Here is a 15,830-nt window from a genome sequence, read left to right on the forward strand (position 1 = left end):
ACTAGGCAGCAACCGATCCACCGAAAGAAACTCCAACGTAAGATACCCCCGCGACTAGTTGCAAAGTCGCGCCCTGAGGGGAAGCACTGCCGGACAACCTTATAGGCCAAACAATCAAATCCGCCGTAGCTCGACGGAAAACCGACGAGCCCGAAGGGCGGGACGATCACCGTTTGCACGATTTCGGAATAATGGAAGTGTGGCGCTGAGTTGCCCGACATGTCAAGTCGTCATTCGAGTGCCGGCGGCCCGCCGGCTACTTTGCATGGGGTTGTTTTCGATATTTTGGTCGTGCGCGCCTTCGCCCCGGAGACGCCGTTGCAATACCGCCGGAACGGCCGCCAGAAACCGCCTGATCTCGACCTTCCGCCGATCCAGCAATTGTCAATTGCCGGGCTTGGCGCCGGTAGTGTAAAGCGATTCTAAGGCGGCTTGCCGGAAGCCGCCGTTCCATCCGGGAACCGTTTGATGACGCTGTGGTTTGTGTTCGCGCTGATGACGGTCGCGGCGATCTTTGCCGTGCTTTGGCCGCTCAGCCGGCGCGGGCGGGTGGATACCGGCGGCAGTGAGGTCGTGGTCTACCGCGACCAGCTCGCAGAAATCGACCGCGACATGGCCTCCGGCATCATCGGCGCCGCCGAGGCCGATGCCGCGCGGGTCGAGATCAGCCGCCGGCTGCTGGCCGCCGCCGACCAGAGCGGACGCGAAACCCCGGTGCAAGGCAGTCTCACGCTGCGGCGCGCGGCTGCGATCGTGGCGCTGGTCGGTTTGCCGGTCATTGCCTCAGGCTTCTATCTCGCGCTCGGTTCGCCGCGGCTTGGCGACTTCCCGCTCGCCGAACGCAGCCGGGTTGCCGACGCCAACCAGCCGCTCGCCAATCTGGTGGCGCAGGTCGAGACCCATCTGGAGAAGAATCCGACCGACGGCCGCGGCTGGACCGTGCTGGCGCCGGTGCTGTCGCGCCTCGGCCGCTACGATGACGCCGTCCGCGCCTATCGCAACGCCATCACCTACGCCGGCGACAGCGCCGATCGCCGCGCCGATCTCGGCGAGGCAATGATCGGGACCGCCGGCGGCGTCGTCACCGCGGAAGCCAAGGCGGAGTTCGAGCGCGCCGTCGCGCTGAATGGCGACGATGCCAAGGCCAACTACTTCCTCGGTCTCGCCGCCGAGCAGGACGGCCGCAAGGCCGATGCCGCCGCGCTCTGGCAGAAGATGCTGGCGAAGGCGCCACAGGATGCGCCGTGGCGGCCGCTGGTGCAGGCCGCGCTGGTCCGGGTCGGCGGCGTCAGCGCACCCGCCTTGCCCGACGGCGCAATGGCCGCGGCCAAGGATATGAGCGAGGCCGATCGCGGCACCATGATCCAGGGTATGGTCGATCGGCTGGCAACGCGGCTGAAGACCAATGGCGACGATGTCGAGGGCTGGCTGCGGCTGGTCCGCGCCTATCTCGTGATGGGGGAGCGCGACAAGGCGATGAGTGCGCTTGCGGATGCCCGTCAGGCGGTGGCCAACGATGCCGATCGGTTGCGTCAGCTCAATGAGGGGCTGAAGAATCTCGGGTTGGATGGATAAATCATGACGCCGAAAAGTGCACAGCGGTTTTCGGAGAACGTCATGCGCAAGGAAAAACCATGACCAGGAAGCAACGGCGTTTGACATTGATCGGCTGCGCGCTCGTCGTGCTGGCGATCGCCGCAGGCCTGGTGCTGAACGCGCTGCGCGATTCCATCGTGTTCTTCTCGACGCCGTCGATGGTCGCCGAGAAGCATCTCGGGCCGGGCAAGCGTTTCCGCCTCGGCGGCCTGGTCGAGCAGGGCTCGCTCAAGCGCGGCGACAATCTCGCCGTGACCTTCACCGTTGCCGACGGCGGCGCCACGCTGCCGGTCGCCTACAAGGGCATCCTGCCGGATCTGTTCCGCGAAGGGCAGGGCGTGGTTGCCGAAGGCGCGCTCGATGACAACGGCGTGTTCCGCGCCGACATCGTGCTCGCCAAGCATGACGAGACCTACATGCCGAAGGACGTCGCCGACGCGCTGAAGAAGCAGGGCCACTGGAAGGACGATTACGGCGCGAAACCAAGTAATATGCCGAGCGCCTCCGCGGCGCCGACCCAGGGAGCCATGCGGTGATCGCCGAAAGCGGACATTATGCCCTGGTGCTCGCGCTCGGGCTGGCGCTGATCCAGTCGATCGTGCCGATCGTCGGCGCGCGCTGGCGCGATGCCGCGCTGATGAACGTGGCGCGCTCGACCGCGCTCGCCCAATTGCTGTTCGTCACGGCGTCGTTCGCAGCGCTGGTGACGTTGCACGTCAGCTCCGATTTCTCGGTCGCCAATGTCTACGAGAATTCGCATTCGCTGAAGCCGCTGCTCTACAAGATCACCGGCGTGTGGGGAAACCATGAAGGATCGATGCTGCTGTGGGTGTCGATCCTGGCGCTGTTCGGCGGCCTCGTCGCAGCCTTCGGCAACAATCTGCCGCTGTCGCTGCGGGCGCATGTGCTGGCGGTGCAGGCCTGGGTCGCCAGCGCGTTCTATCTGTTCATCCTGATCACCTCGAACCCGTTCCTGCGCATCGCCAATCCGCCGCTCGAGGGGCGCGACCTCAATCCGGTGCTGCAGGACATCGGCCTCGCGGTGCATCCGCCGATGCTCTATCTCGGCTATGTCGGTTTCTCGATCTCGTTCTCGTTCGCGGTGGCGGCGCTGCTGGAGGGGCGGATCGACGCCGCCTGGGCGCGCTGGGTGCGGCCGTGGACGCTGATGGCGTGGATCTTCCTGACGCTCGGCATCGCGATGGGCTCTTACTGGGCCTATTACGAGCTCGGCTGGGGCGGGTGGTGGTTCTGGGATCCGGTCGAGAACGCCTCGCTAATGCCGTGGCTTGCCGGCACTGCGCTGTTGCATTCGGCGCTGGTGATGGAGAAGCGCAACGCGCTGAAGGTCTGGACCGTGCTGCTGTCGATCCTGACCTTCTCGCTGTCGCTGCTCGGCACTTTCCTGGTGCGCTCCGGCGTGCTGACCTCGGTTCACGCCTTCGCCACCGATCCGACGCGCGGCGTCTTCATCCTGCTGATCCTGTTCGTCTTCATCGGCGGCAGCCTCTCGCTCTATGCCTGGCGCGCGCCGGCGCTGAAGCAGGGCGGACTGTTCGCGCCGATCTCGCGCGAGGGCGCGCTGGTGCTCAACAATCTGCTGCTCACCACGGCGTGCGCGACGGTGTTCATCGGCACGCTGTATCCGCTGGCGCTCGAGGTTTTGACCGGCGAGAAGATCTCGGTCGGCGCGCCGTTCTTCAATTTCACCTTTGCGCCGCTGTTCGTGCCGCTGCTGCTCGCGGTGCCGTTCGGGCCGCTGCTGGCCTGGAAGCGCGGCGACCTGCTCGGCGCGGCGCAGCGGCTGATGGTCGCCGGCATCGCAGCGCTGGTTGCGATCGCCTTGGTCTGGGCCTGGACCTATGGCGGTGCGACGCTGGCGCCGCTCGCGATCGGGCTTGCGGTGTTCGTGATATCAGGCGCGCTGTGTGATCTCGCCGAACGCGTCGCGCTGTTCCGGATTCCGCTGTCGCTCTCGCTGCGGCGCGCGCGCGGCCTGCCGCGTGCGACCTGGGGGACGGCCTTCGCCCATGCCGGCCTCGGCGTCGCGCTGATCGGGATCGTCTGCGAGACCACCTGGAACAGCGAATATATCGGCGCGATGAAGCCGGACGATGTCGCCCGGGTCGCCGGCTACGAGTTGCGGCTCGACGGCGTGAACGCACGGCAGGGGCCGAACTACCGCGAGATGGTCGCGCAATTCACCGTGACCCGTGACGGCGACAAGGTCAGCGTGATGACCCCGTCGAAGCGCAACTTCACGACCCGCGGCGCCTCGACCACGGAGGCCGCGCTGCTGACCCGCGGCGCCAGCCAGCTCTACATCTCGCTCGGCGATACCTCGGCCGACGGCGCGATCGCGGTGCGCATCTATCACAAGCCGCTGGTGCTGATGATCTGGTGGGGGCCGGTGCTGATGGCGTTCGGCGGCATGCTGTCGCTGTCCGACCGCCGCTTGCGGGTCGGTGCGCCGAAACCGGCCAAGGCGGCGGCGCGCGCATTGCAGGCGGCCGAGTGATGCGGCCGCGCGGTCTTGCAGCCGCCGTGCTTGCGGCGACCCTGATGCTCGGTGCGATGCCCGCCCGGGCGGTGCTGCCCGACGAGATCATGGCGGATCCGGCCAAGGAGGCGCGGGCGCGCGAGCTCTCCAGGGAACTGCGCTGCATGGTTTGCCAGAACCAGTCGATCGACGATTCGGAGGCGCCGCTGGCGCGCGACCTCCGCCTCTTGGTCCGCGAACGCATCGCGGCCGGCGACAGCGACCGCCAGGTGATCGATTTCCTGGTCGCCCGTTACGGCGAATTCGTGCTGCTGAAGCCGCGCCTCAATGAGCATACGCTTTTGCTGTGGCTGACCCCGCCGCTGGCGCTGTTGCTGGGCGGTTTTGCGCTCTGGCGGCTCGGCCGGCGCAAGGCAAATCCGGCTGCGGGCGAGGGCGATTCCACCCCCCAATTGACGTCGGACGAGCAGGCCCGCCTAGAACGGCTCTTGGCGGCGGAATCCGGGCCGGACAGACCGGTTTAGTTCCCTCTTTTAAGCCCTTTATTTGCCTGCGCTATTCTGCCGCAGCATCGGCCCGCTCAATTACAAAAGTTTAATTCCGCAGCCAGCGCGCCGTAAGGCTGATGACCCCATGTTCAGACGCATCAGGTGCTCGCCCCCGCACCAATGATCCTGGCCCTGGAGATTTCAGCCAATGACCGAACGTCCCGACCTCTCGACCCTTCCGTCCTACAAGACGCCGAAGCGCTCGCTGTTTTCTGCTCGCAAACTCGCGCTGATGGCGTCGGTCGTGGCCGGCCTCGGTGCCGCCACCTATGGCCTCAGCCCCTCGCACAATCCTGCCGACCTGTTCACGACGCCTGCGCACGCCCAGGTCAACAACGAGGTCCGCAAGGTCCAGCAGCCGGTCGGGTTTGCCGACATTGTCGAGCGCGTCAAGCCGTCGGTGATCTCGGTCAAGGTCAACATCAACGAGAAGGTCGCCAAGGACGACAGCAGCAACAATGACGACTCGCCGTTCCAGCCCGGTTCGCCGATGGAGCGCTTCTTCCGCCGCTTCGGCGGTCCGGATGGCTTGCCCCCGGGCCTGCGCGGTGGACCGCGCGGCGGCGGCCGGGCCGTGACCGGCCAGGGCTCCGGCTTCTTCATCTCGGCTGACGGCTTTGCCGTGACCAACAATCACGTCGTCGACGGCGCCGACAAGGTCGAAGTCACGACCGACGACGGCAAGACCTATTCCGCCAAGGTGATCGGCACCGATCCGCGCACCGACCTCGCGCTGATCAAGGTCGAGGGCGGCTCGAACTTCCAGTTTGCCAAGCTTTCCGACTCCAAGCCGCGCATCGGCGATTGGGTGCTGGCGGTCGGCAATCCCTTCGGTCTCGGCGGCACCGTGACCGCGGGCATCGTCTCCGCCTCCGGCCGCGACATCGGCAACGGCCCGTATGACGATTTCATCCAGATCGATGCGCCCGTGAACAAGGGCAATTCGGGTGGCCCGGCGTTCGACGTGTCCGGTGAGGTGATGGGCGTCAACACGGCGATCTACTCGCCGTCCGGCGGCAGCGTCGGCATCGCGTTCTCGATCCCGGCGGCGACCGTGAAGAGCGTCGTCGCCCAGCTGAAGGACAAGGGCTCGGTCAGCCGTGGCTGGATCGGCGTCCAGATCCAGCCGGTGACCTCCGACATCGCCGATAGCCTCGGCATGAAGAAGGCCGAAGGCGCGCTGGTTGCCGAACCGCAGGCCAACGGCCCCGCGGCCAAGGCCGGCATCGAGTCCGGTGACGTCATCACCGCCGTCAATGGCGAGCCGGTGAAGGATGCGCGCGAGCTCGCCCGCACCATCGGCGGCCTCGCGCCCGGCAATGCCGTGAAGCTGAACGTGCTGCACAAGGGCCAGGACAAGACCATCAACCTCACGCTCGGCCAGTTGCCGAACACCCTGGAAGCCAAGGCTGACACCGACAACAGCGACAAGGGCAACTCGTCCCGCGGCACCGACGTGCCGAAGCTGGGCCTCACCGTGGCGCCCGCCAACAGCGTGGCCGGTGCCGGCAAGGAAGGCGTGGTCGTGACCGAAGTCGATCCCAAGAGTGCTGCCGCCGAGCGGGGCTTCAAGGAAGGCGACGTGATCCTCGAGGTCGCCGGCAAGTCGGTCGGCACTGCCGGTGAGGTGCGTGATGCGATCACCGCGGCGCGCAGCGACAACAAGAACAGCGTTCTCATGCGCGTGAAGAGCGGCGGTTCGTCGCGCTTTGTGGCAGTGCCATTGGCCAAGGGATAACTATCTATGAGTTGGAAAGTGTCGCCGGCATCAGTCGCCCCCGCCGACGGCGCTTTCCGGGGGGCGGGCCCCTTGCTCGCTCCCTATGTTGCCTTTCGATGGAATATGCCCCCCTCTGTCGGAAGGTCTCAGGGCGGTGAGGTCCCCCAGCTTCACCGCCCACTTTTCTCTAACAATTCGAGATTATGCGCGGTCGTCTTGCATGTGCAGGCCGGCCGCGCCATGCTGACAGAGGGCCAATTCCCGTGACTGCAACCGCTCCGCAAATGCGCATCCTGATCATCGAAGACGACCGCGAGTCAGCCGACTATCTGGTCAAGGCATTCCGCGAAGTCGGCTATATCGCCGATCTCGCCGCCGACGGCGAGGAAGGGCTGTCGATGGCCGACACCGGTGATTACGACGTGCTGGTTGTGGACCGCATGCTGCCGAAGCGGGACGGCCTGTCGCTGATCGGCATTCTGCGCGACAAGGGCAACCGGACGCCGGTCCTGATCCTCTCGGCGCTCGGCCAGGTCGATGACCGCATCAAGGGCCTGCGCGCCGGCGGCGACGACTATCTGCCAAAGCCCTATTCCTTCGCTGAGCTGCTGGCGCGCGTCGAGGTGCTGTCGCGGCGCAATGTCGGGCCGGCCGAGGAGACCACCTATAAGGTCGGCGATCTCGAGCTCGATCGGCTGTCGCATCGCGTCGCCCGCGGCAAGGATGAGCTGACCTTGCAGCCGCGCGAATTCCGCCTGCTCGAATATCTGATGAAGCACGCGGGGCAGGTGGTGACGCGCACGATGCTGCTCGAGAACGTCTGGGATTATCATTTCGATCCGCAGACCAACGTCATCGACGTGCACATTTCCCGGCTGCGCTCCAAGATCGACAAGGGTTTTGAGCGGCCGCTGCTGCACACGATCCGCGGCGCGGGGTATATGATCAGAGATGGCATCAGGTAGATCGTGACGGCATTCGGTAAACTGATCCGGACCACGGCGTTTCGGCTGACGCTGGTCTATCTGTTCCTGTTTGCGCTGTTCGCTGCCTCGCTGCTGGCGTATTTCGCCTGGAACACGCGGCGGCTGATCACCGAGCAGATCACCACGACCGTCAACGTCGAGATCGGCGAGATCACTGCCATCTATAACCGTCGCGGCCTGCACGGCCTGCTGACCACCATGGGCAATCGCGCGCTGCGGCCGGGCGCCAATCTCTATCTCTTGACGGCGCCGAACGGGCAGGCGCTGGCCGGCAATGTCGGCTCGCTGGCGCCGGGCGTAATGAGCCTCCAGGGCTGGAGCGAGACCGCCTATCGCCGGTTCGACGACCAGGACAACACAGATCACCGCGCGCTGGTTCGGGTCACCGAGATGGACAACGGTTTCCGTCTCCTGGTCGGACGCGACCTTGAGGAGCGGCGGCGGATGTTCGGCATCGTCGCCAAGGCCGCGCAATGGTCGATCCTCGTCGTTGTCGTGCTCGGTATCGGCGGCGGCATCTTCGTCGCCCGCCGCGTGCTGCGCCGGATCGACGCCATGACCGGCACCACCAAACGCATCATGGCGGGCGATCTGTCCGGCCGGCTGCCGGTCGGCCGCAGCGGCGACGAGCTCGACCGCCTGGCGGAAAATCTCAACGCCATGCTGGAGCGTATCGAGGCGCTGATGACGGGCCTGAAGGAGGTCTCCGACAACATCGCCCATGACCTCAAGACGCCGCTGACGCGGCTGCGCAACCGCGCCGAGGAGGCGCTGGCGCGGTCGGGGAGCGAGGCCGACTATCGCGCTGCGCTGGAGCGGACGATCGAGGAGTCCGACGGGCTGATCCGCACCTTCAACGCGCTGTTGATGATCGCGCGTGCCGAGTCCGGCCAGGCGCGCGGCAACATGGACGATTTCGACGGCGCCGATGTCGCCAACGGCATCCACGAATTGTACGAGCCGCTGGCCGAGGACGACGGCATGACGCTGCAGGTCAAGACCATGCCGGTGCCGATTCACGGCAACCGCGAATTGATCAGCCAGGCGGTCGCCAATTTGGTCGAGAACGCCATCAAGTACGGCAAGCCGGACGCGGGCGTCGAGCCGCTGAAGGCGGATGCGCGCGAGATCCTGATCGAGGCGCGGCGCGAGGGCGACCAGGTCCTGCTCAGCGTCACCGACCATGGTCCGGGCATCCCCGAGGGCGACCGCAAGCACGCGGTGGAGCGCTTCGTCCGGCTCGAGGCGAGCCGTACCTTGCCCGGTTCCGGCCTCGGCCTCAGCCTGGCCTCGGCGGTTGCCACGCTCCATGGTGGCGAGCTGCGGCTGAGCGACGCCCATCCTGGGCTGGTGGCGACCCTGGTGCTGCCGGCGCGGGCGGGCGGCAGTGACAGGCTTGCGGCTCAAACGCAGGATGTGCCACAGAAGGCGGCATGAATGCCGCCGCGCCGGGAAACGCGGATCGACATCGTCTGGCCGCGCGGTTCGCGGACGGACCGCATGTCGCCGTTTCCGTATCCGCCGATCAGCGCCTGACCGACTGGTTCGCCGAGCTCGAACCGGCGCAATCGGCTGCGCTTGCGGCGCTGCTGGAGCAGCCGTTCGCGCGGGACATCCTGCGCGGTATCGCCGAATTCTCGCCATACCTGTTCGAGCTCGCGCGCTCGGACGCCGCGCGGCTGATCAGGATCCTGTCATGCGACCCCGAGTCGCATCTTGCCGACCTGATCGAGACCACGTCGCGCGAGGTGCTCGCCGCCGGCAGCGAGGCCGACGTGATGCATCTGCTTCGCCGCATGAAGGCGGAGGCCGCGTTGATGATCGCGCTGTGCGACATCGGCGGCGTCTGGCCGGTGATGCGGGTGACCGCGGCGCTGACCGACATCGCGGTGACTTCGGTGCAATCGGCGCTGCGATATTTGTTCCGCCAGGAAATCGCCCGCGGCCGGATGACCGCCGTCGATCCTGAGCATCCTGAAGCGGGTTCGGGCCTGATCGTGCTCGCGATGGGCAAGATGGGCGCGGGCGAACTGAACTATTCCAGCGATATCGACCTGATCGTGTTCTTCGATCGCGCCGTCGCTACCTCGCTTGCCGAGGATATCGAGCCGCAGCCGTTCTATGTGCGCGTCACCCAGGCGATGGCGCGGATGCTGCAGCAGCGCTCGGGCGAAGGCTACGTCTTCCGCGTCGATCTCAGGCTGCGCCCGGACCCGGCCTCGACCCAGGTCGCGATCTCCACCGACGCAGCGCTGCATTACTACGAGCGCGAGGGACGCACCTGGGAGCGCGCCGCGATGATCAAGGCGCGGCCCTGCGCCGGCGATCCCAAGGCCGGCGACGCGCTGATCGCCGAGCTCGCGCCCTTCGTCTGGCGCAAGCATCTGGATTTTGCTGCGCTGACCGATGTCCACGACATGAAGCGGCAAATGCAGACCTATCGCGGCCAGAGCGAGATCTCGGTCGAGGGCCACAACGTCAAGGTCGGCCGCGGCGGCATCCGCGAGATCGAGTTCTTCGCCCAGACCCAGCAGCTGATCGCCGGCGGCCGCCATCCGGAGTTGCGGGTGCGGCCGACGCTGGAGGCGCTCAACGTGCTCGCCGACAGCAACTGGATCACCTTCGAGGCGCGCGACGAGCTGACGACGGCCTACGAATTCCTGCGCCGGGTCGAGCACCGGCTGCAGATGATCGCCGACGAGCAGACCCACTCGCTGCCCGAGGAGCCGGAAGCCGTCGAGCGCTTCGCGAATTTCTTCGGTTACGAGAATCGCGAGGCTTTTGCCAAGGACCTGCTCGGCCAGCTCAAGATCGTGCAGAACCACTACGGCAAGCTGTTCGAGGGTGACGATCCGACCGGCACCGCGAAGCTGCCGGATATCGACTACGGTGCTGGCCCCGAAGACGCCCGCCTGATCGAACATCTCGCCCATCTTGGGTTCAAGAAGCCAATTGCCGTCGCCGCAACACTGCGGCAGTGGATCGCGGGCGATTATCGCGCGCTGCGCGTGGAGGCGACGCGCGCCGCGTTCCTCGAGTTCATTCCGGGCCTGATCGACGGTCTCGCCGATGCCGAGGAGCCAGACGATGCCGTGGCGGCGTTCGACCGCTTCCTCGGCGCGCTGCAGCGGGGCGGGCGGCTGATCTCGCTGCTCAGCCAGAACCGCGACTTCGTCGCGCTGGTGGCGCTGATCCTTGGTGCTGCGCCGCGGCTCGGCGACATGCTGGCGCGGCAGCCGCAGATCATGGACGGCCTGGTCGACCCGCGCTTTTTCGGTGCGATGCCGGACAAGAAGGAGCTGTCGGAACGGCTTGCCGCCACGCTGCAGGATGCGTCGTCCTACGAGGATTTCCTCGACCGCCTCCGCCTGTTCGGCCAGGAGAGCCTGTTCCTGATCGGCACGCGGATCCTGTCAGGCACGGTGTCGGCGCAGCACGCCAGCACAGCCTTTGCCGACGTCGCCGAGGGCATCGTGCACACCGTGCACGGCCTCGTCATCGATCAGTTCGCCGCGCAATATGGTCGGATCAAGCGGCAGGAGACCGCGATCATCGCGATGGGCCGGCTCGGCAGCCGCGAGATGACGGCGTCTTCCGACCTCGATTTGATTCTGCTCTACGATTTCGACAGCGAAGCGCCGGATTCCGACGGCGAGCGTTCGCTGCACGGCGCGCAGTATTTTGCCCGCTTCACCCAGCGCCTGATCAGCGCCTTCACGACCCGCACCAATTACGGCGTGCTCTACGAGGTCGACATGCGGCTGCGCCCGTCCGGCCGCGCCGGTCCGGTCGCTTCGCGGATCGATGCCTTCGCCGACTACCAGGAGCGCGAGGCCTGGACCTGGGAGCACATGGCGCTGACCCGCGCACGCGTGATCTCGTCGTCGCCTGCATTCCGCGGGCAGATCGAGGCGATCATCCGCCGCGTCCTGACCCGTCCGCGCGATGCGGCGTCGACCGCGGCCGACGTTGCCGACATGCGGCGGGCGATCGCGCTGGAGAAGGGCGAGGACGATGTCTGGGACCTCAAGCTCGCCGCCGGCGGGCTCGTCGACATCGATTTCATCGCGCAATATCTCCAGCTAGCGCATGCTTCGGTGAAGCCGGAAATCCTCAGCGTCTCGACGCTGCAGGTGCTCGAGCATGCCGCGAGGCTCGGCCTGCTTGGCCAGTCCGAGGCCGAGATATTGCGCTCGGCGGCGCGGCTCTATCACGATCTGACGCAGATCCTGCGGCTTTGCGTCACCGGCAAGTTCAATCCGGAGACCGCGGGCGAGGACCTGCGGCGCGTGATGGCACGGGCCGGCGACGCGCCGGATTTCTCAGCACTCGAAGCGCGCCTGCGCGAGACCCAAAGCGAGGTACGCCGCGTCTTCAACGCGATCGTCGGCGGCGGATAATCCGCCAGGGCTTCTCGACCCGTCATCCTGAGGTGCGAGCGAAGCGAGCCTCGAAGGATGAATCGGCCACACTCGGGCCGTCGACCCTTCGAGACGGCCGCGTTGCGGCCTCCTCAGGGTGACGGTGAGAGAAGACCGCGCGCCTCAGTTCGCCGCTACGCCTGCTGCTTCAGCTTCTGCAGTGCGTCGAGCACGTCAGGGTCGAGACCGGCGCCGCCGGCGTCGAGATGGGCGAAGATCTGCTTGCGCATCCGCGGGTCCCAGAACTTCCAGATGTGCTCGGAGATGCCCTGTACGGCGCGGTCGTGGCCCTGGCGGTGGAAGAACTTCCCGATCTGGTTCGCCATGTAGATCAGTTTTTCAGGCGACGACGACATAAGCGGACTCCTTGCCGGCCACCGCGCCAGTGACGCGTTCCGGATGCGTAAAAATTTCAAATCCATCCGCGCGCGCAATCGCGGCGAGCGTGATGCCGGCGGCGTCCGCCATCCGCACCGCAAGCGCGGTCGGGGCCGATACCGCTGCGATCAGCGGCGCACCGATTGCAGCGGTTTTCTGCACCATTTCGACTGAGACGCGGCTGGTCAGCAGCACCATGCCATCGCTGGCGACGACCCTGTCGCGGGCCAGCGCGCCGGCGAGCTTGTCGAGCGCATTGTGGCGGCCGGCATCTTCGCGCAGCGCGACGATGCCGCGTGTCGCGGTCCAGAACGCGGCGGCGTGCACGGCGCGGGTCTGGTGATTGATCTCCTGCAGCGGCGCGACCGCCGCCACCGCGGTCATGATCTCGCGCGGTGAGAAGACGCGGCCTGCGGGGACGACCGCCGCCGGCCGGACGGCCTCGGCGATGGAATCGATGCCGCAGAGGCCGCAGCCGGTGGGGCCCGCGATATTTCTGCGGCGCTGGGCGATCTGCGCGGCCTTGTCAGGCTTGAGCCACATCCGAAGCTCGATGCCGTCATCGAGCTCGATGATGTCGAGCGTCTCGATCTCGTCGGCCGATTGCACGATGCCTTCGCTGAGGCTGAAGCCGACAGCGAAGTCGCCGAGGTCCTCGGGCGAGCCCATCATCACGGCGTAGGTGCCGCCATTATAGGTCAGCGCGAGCGGCGTCTCTTCCGGGATCAGGCGCGCGCCGTCGCTGAAGACGCCGTTGCGCCAGACCTTCCGGTTCGCCTGGTGGACGGGCTCGCGCATCGTCACTCCGCGGCTTCCACCACCGGCGCGATGCGGCGGGAGTGGCGGGCCTGTTCGTCATAGGCCTTCTGCCAGTCGGACGGACCGTTCGACGGCGAGATCTGCACGGCAGTGACCTTATACTCCGGACAGTTGGTCGCCCAGTCGGAGAAGTCGGTCGTGATGACGTTGGCCTGGGTGTCCGGGTGGTGGAACGTGGTGTAGACCACGCCCGGCGCCACGCGGTCGGTGATCTCGGCGCGCAGCGTCGTTTCGCCGGCGCGGCTCGCCAGCCGCACCCAGTCGCCGTCGCGCACGCCGCGCAGCTCGGCATCGTGCGGATGGATCTCGAGGCGGTCCTCGGCGTGCCAGACCACGTTTTCGGTGCGCCGGGTCTGCGCGCCGACATTGTACTGGCTGAGGATGCGGCCGGTGGTCAGCAGCAGCGGGTAGCGGGGGCCGGTGCGTTCGTCGGTCGCGACATATTCGGTGACGATGAACTTGCCCTTGCCGCGGACGAAGCCGCCGATATGCATGATCGGCGTGCCCTCCGGCGCCTTCTCGTTGCAAGGCCACTGCACCGAGCCGAGCTCGTCGAGCTTGGCGTAGGAGACGCCGGTGAAGGTCGGCGTCAGCGCCGCGATCTCGTCCATGATCTCCGACGGATGGTTGTAGTGCATCTCGAAACCCATCGCCTTGGCAAGCAGGATCGTCACTTCCCAGTCGGCATAGCCGTTGCGCGGCGTCATCACCCTGCGGACCCGCTGGATGCGGCGCTCGGCATTGGTGAAGGTACCGTCCTTTTCCAGGAAGGTTGAGCCGGGCAGGAAGACGTGGGCGTAGTTCGCGGTCTCGTTCAGGAACAGATCATGGACGATCACGCATTCCATCGCCGACAGCGCCGCCACGACATGCTTGGTGTTCGGATCGGATTGCAGGATGTCCTCGCCCTGCACATAGAGGCCCATGAAGCTGCCTTCGATCGCAGCGTCGAACATGTTGGGGATGCGCAGGCCCGGCTCCTTGTTGAGCTTGACGTTCCACATCGCCTCGAACTGCTCGCGCACGGCGTCGCCCGAGATATGGCGATAGCCCGGCAGCTCGTGCGGGAACGAGCCCATGTCGCAGGAGCCCTGCACGTTGTTCTGACCGCGCAGCGGGTTCACGCCGACGCCGGGCCGGCCGATATTGCCGGTGACCATCGCGAAGTTGGCGATGGCGATCACCGTGGTCGAACCCTGGCTGTGCTCGGTGACGCCGAGCCCGTAATAGATCGCGCCGTTGCCGCCGGTGGCGTAGATCCGCGCCGCCTCGCGCAGATCCTTGGGATCGACGCCGGTCATGATCGCGGTCGCTTCGGGGCTGTTTTTCTCCTGGGCGACGAAGGCCGCCCATTCCTCGAACTCGCTCCAGTCGCAGCGCTCGCGCACGAAGCTCTCGTTGACGAGCCCTTCGGTGACGATGACGTGGGCGAGCGCCGTGACCACCGCGACGTTGGTGCCGGGCATCAGCGGCAGATGCAGCGCCTTCACATGCGGCGATTCCACCATCTCGGTGCGGCGCGGATCGAGCACGATCAGCTTGGCGCCCTGGCGCAGCCGCTTCTTCAATCGCGAGGCGAACACCGGGTGGGCGGAGGCCGGGTTGGCGCCGATGATCATCACGACGTCGGTGTCCTCCACCGAGTCGAAATCCTGCGTGCCGGCCGAGGTGCCGAAGGTTTGCGACAGGCCGTACCCGGTCGGCGAGTGGCAGACGCGGGCGCAGGTGTCGACATTGTTGTTGCCGAAGCCGCCGCGGATCAGCTTCTGCACCAGATAGGTCTCTTCATTGGTGCAGCGTGACGAGGTGATGCCGCCGACCGAGTCGCTGCCGTATTTCTGCTGGATGCCCTTGAACTTCGCGGCGGCGAAGTTGAACGCTTCCTCCCACGACACTTCCTGCCAGGGGTCCTCGATCCGTTCGCGGATCATCGGCTTCAGGATGCGCTCCTTGTGGGTGGTGTAGCCCCAGGCGAAGCGGCCCTTGACGCAGGAATGGCCGCGGTTGGCCTTGCCGTCCTTCCACGGCACCATGCGCACCACTTCCTCGCCGCGCATCTCGGCCTTGAAGGCGCAGCCGACGCCGCAATAGGCGCAGGTGGTGACGACCGAATGCTCGGGCTGGCCGATCTCGATCACGGATTTCTCGGTCAGCGTCGCGGTCGGGCACGCCTGCACGCAGGCGCCGCAGGACACGCATTCGGAGCCGAGGAAGCTCTCGCCCATGCCGGGCGAGACGCGGCTGTCGAAGCCGCGGCCGGAGATCGTCAGCGCGAAGGTGCCTTGCACCTCCTCGCAGGCGCGGACGCAGCGCGAGCAGACGATGCACTTCGACGGATCGTAGGTGAAGTACGGATTGGATTCGTCCTTCGGCATCCAGTTGTCGTTTTCGCAGCCGTGCGATTTGGCGAAGACGTGGTTCTCGCCCTCATAGCCGTAGCGCACGTCGCGCAGGCCGACGGCGCCCGCCATGTCCTGCAATTCGCAGTCGCCGTTCGCTGCGCAGGTCAGGCAGTCCAGCGGATGGTCGGAGATGTAGAGCTCCATCACGCCCTTGCGCAGCTTCTTCAGCCGCTCGCTCTGAGTGTGCACGACGAGGCCGTTCATCGCCGGCGTGGTGCAGGAGGCCGGCGTGCCGACGCGGCCCTCGATCTCGATCAGGCAGAGCCGACAGGAGCCGAACGCGTCGACCATGTCGGTCGCGCAGAGCTTTGGAATCTGGGTGCCGGCTTCCATCGCCGCGCGCATGATCGAGGTGCCCTCGGGCACCGTGACCTGATTGCCGTCGATGGTCAGCGTGACCATCGTCTCGGATTTCGACTTGGGCGTACCGAAATCGGTTTCCTGGATCAGCGACATCGTG

The 15,830-nt window shown here is 66.4% G+C and carries 11 protein-coding genes; 8 read left to right on the plus strand and 3 right to left on the minus strand.

The genetic code is table 11. From position 1 onward, the window contains the following. The first annotated feature begins 468 nt into the window (after window positions 1–468). From ccmI to V5279_RS15490, 8 genes are all read left to right on the plus strand, one after another. Window positions 469–1,575 carry a c-type cytochrome biogenesis protein CcmI gene (ccmI, locus tag V5279_RS15455; RefSeq protein ID WP_338698714.1) on the plus strand — a complete coding sequence of 369 codons (1,107 nt, stop codon included), beginning with the start codon at window positions 469–471 and terminating at the stop codon, window positions 1,573–1,575. A 59-nt stretch (window positions 1,576–1,634) separates the two neighbouring features. Beyond that, window positions 1,635–2,132: a cytochrome c maturation protein CcmE gene (gene ccmE / locus V5279_RS15460; RefSeq protein ID WP_338698716.1), complete on the plus strand. Its 498-nt coding sequence runs from the start codon at window positions 1,635–1,637 to the stop codon at window positions 2,130–2,132. Beyond that, a complete protein-coding gene (locus tag V5279_RS15465) occupies window positions 2,129–4,114 on the plus strand; it encodes a heme lyase CcmF/NrfE family subunit (RefSeq protein ID WP_338698718.1) in 1,986 nt (661 codons plus the stop codon). The genes ccmE and V5279_RS15465 overlap by 4 nt, the downstream gene beginning before the upstream one ends. Continuing rightward, a complete protein-coding gene (locus V5279_RS15470; RefSeq protein WP_338698720.1) occupies window positions 4,114–4,620 on the plus strand; it encodes a cytochrome c-type biogenesis protein in 507 nt (168 codons plus the stop codon). Before V5279_RS15465 ends, V5279_RS15470 begins: the two co-directional genes overlap by 1 nt. Window positions 4,621–4,792: 172 nt before the next feature. Beyond that, a complete protein-coding gene (locus tag V5279_RS15475) occupies window positions 4,793–6,382 on the plus strand; it encodes a Do family serine endopeptidase (RefSeq protein ID WP_338698722.1) in 1,590 nt (529 codons plus the stop codon). A gap of 266 nt (window positions 6,383–6,648) precedes the next feature. Then, window positions 6,649–7,329, plus strand: coding sequence for a response regulator transcription factor (locus V5279_RS15480; RefSeq protein ID WP_166215344.1), 681 nt, complete (start codon window positions 6,649–6,651; stop codon window positions 7,327–7,329). Between the two features lie 3 nt (window positions 7,330–7,332). After that, window positions 7,333–8,787, plus strand: a complete 1,455-nt coding sequence (locus V5279_RS15485; protein ID WP_338698724.1) for a sensor histidine kinase — start codon at window positions 7,333–7,335, stop codon at window positions 8,785–8,787. Continuing rightward, window positions 8,784–11,750: a bifunctional [glutamine synthetase] adenylyltransferase/[glutamine synthetase]-adenylyl-L-tyrosine phosphorylase gene (locus tag V5279_RS15490; protein WP_338698725.1), complete on the plus strand. Its 2,967-nt coding sequence runs from the start codon at window positions 8,784–8,786 to the stop codon at window positions 11,748–11,750. The genes V5279_RS15485 and V5279_RS15490 overlap by 4 nt, the downstream gene beginning before the upstream one ends. A gap of 155 nt (window positions 11,751–11,905) precedes the next feature. Here the strand turns inward: V5279_RS15490 and V5279_RS15495 are convergent, their stop codons facing one another. Genes V5279_RS15495 through fdhF form a run of 3 tightly spaced genes read right to left on the minus strand, consistent with a single transcriptional unit; the run spans window position 11,906 to window position 15,826 of the window. Further along, on the minus strand, window positions 11,906–12,127 hold the full coding sequence (locus V5279_RS15495) for a formate dehydrogenase subunit delta (protein WP_338698726.1): 222 nt from the start codon (window positions 12,125–12,127) through the stop codon (window positions 11,906–11,908). Further along, window positions 12,111–12,947 (minus strand): formate dehydrogenase accessory sulfurtransferase FdhD, encoded by an 837-nt coding sequence (fdhD, locus tag V5279_RS15500; RefSeq protein ID WP_338698727.1) that lies wholly within the window; start codon window positions 12,945–12,947, stop codon window positions 12,111–12,113. The genes V5279_RS15495 and fdhD overlap by 17 nt, the downstream gene beginning before the upstream one ends. A 2-nt stretch (window positions 12,948–12,949) precedes the next feature. Beyond that, window positions 12,950–15,826, minus strand: coding sequence for a formate dehydrogenase subunit alpha (fdhF, locus tag V5279_RS15505; RefSeq protein WP_338698728.1), 2,877 nt, complete (start codon window positions 15,824–15,826; stop codon window positions 12,950–12,952). Between the last annotated feature and the right edge of the window lie 4 nt (window positions 15,827–15,830).

It is taken from the genome of Bradyrhizobium sp. 26S5 (assembly GCF_036923295.1).
GTDB lineage: Bacteria > Pseudomonadota > Alphaproteobacteria > Rhizobiales > Xanthobacteraceae > Bradyrhizobium > Bradyrhizobium septentrionale.

What these genes read in the sequence shown, in the direction of transcription:
- ccmI (WP_338698714.1), top strand. Translation starts at nt 469, where the DNA reads ATGACGCTGTGGTTTGTGTTCGCGCTGATGACGGTCGCGGCGATCTTT.
- ccmE (WP_338698716.1), top strand. Translation starts at nt 1,635, where the DNA reads ATGACCAGGAAGCAACGGCGTTTGACATTGATCGGCTGCGCGCTCGTC.
- V5279_RS15470 (WP_338698720.1), top strand. Translation starts at nt 4,114, where the DNA reads ATGCGGCCGCGCGGTCTTGCAGCCGCCGTGCTTGCGGCGACCCTGATG.
- V5279_RS15475 (WP_338698722.1), top strand. Translation starts at nt 4,793, where the DNA reads ATGACCGAACGTCCCGACCTCTCGACCCTTCCGTCCTACAAGACGCCG.
- V5279_RS15480 (WP_166215344.1), top strand. Translation starts at nt 6,649, where the DNA reads ATGCGCATCCTGATCATCGAAGACGACCGCGAGTCAGCCGACTATCTG.
- V5279_RS15490 (WP_338698725.1), top strand. Translation starts at nt 8,784, where the DNA reads ATGAATGCCGCCGCGCCGGGAAACGCGGATCGACATCGTCTGGCCGCG.
- V5279_RS15495 (WP_338698726.1), bottom strand. Translation starts at nt 12,127, where the DNA reads ATGTCGTCGTCGCCTGAAAAACTGATCTACATGGCGAACCAGATCGGG.
- fdhD (WP_338698727.1), bottom strand. Translation starts at nt 12,947, where the DNA reads ATGCGCGAGCCCGTCCACCAGGCGAACCGGAAGGTCTGGCGCAACGGC.
- fdhF (WP_338698728.1), bottom strand. Translation starts at nt 15,826, where the DNA reads ATGTCGCTGATCCAGGAAACCGATTTCGGTACGCCCAAGTCGAAATCC.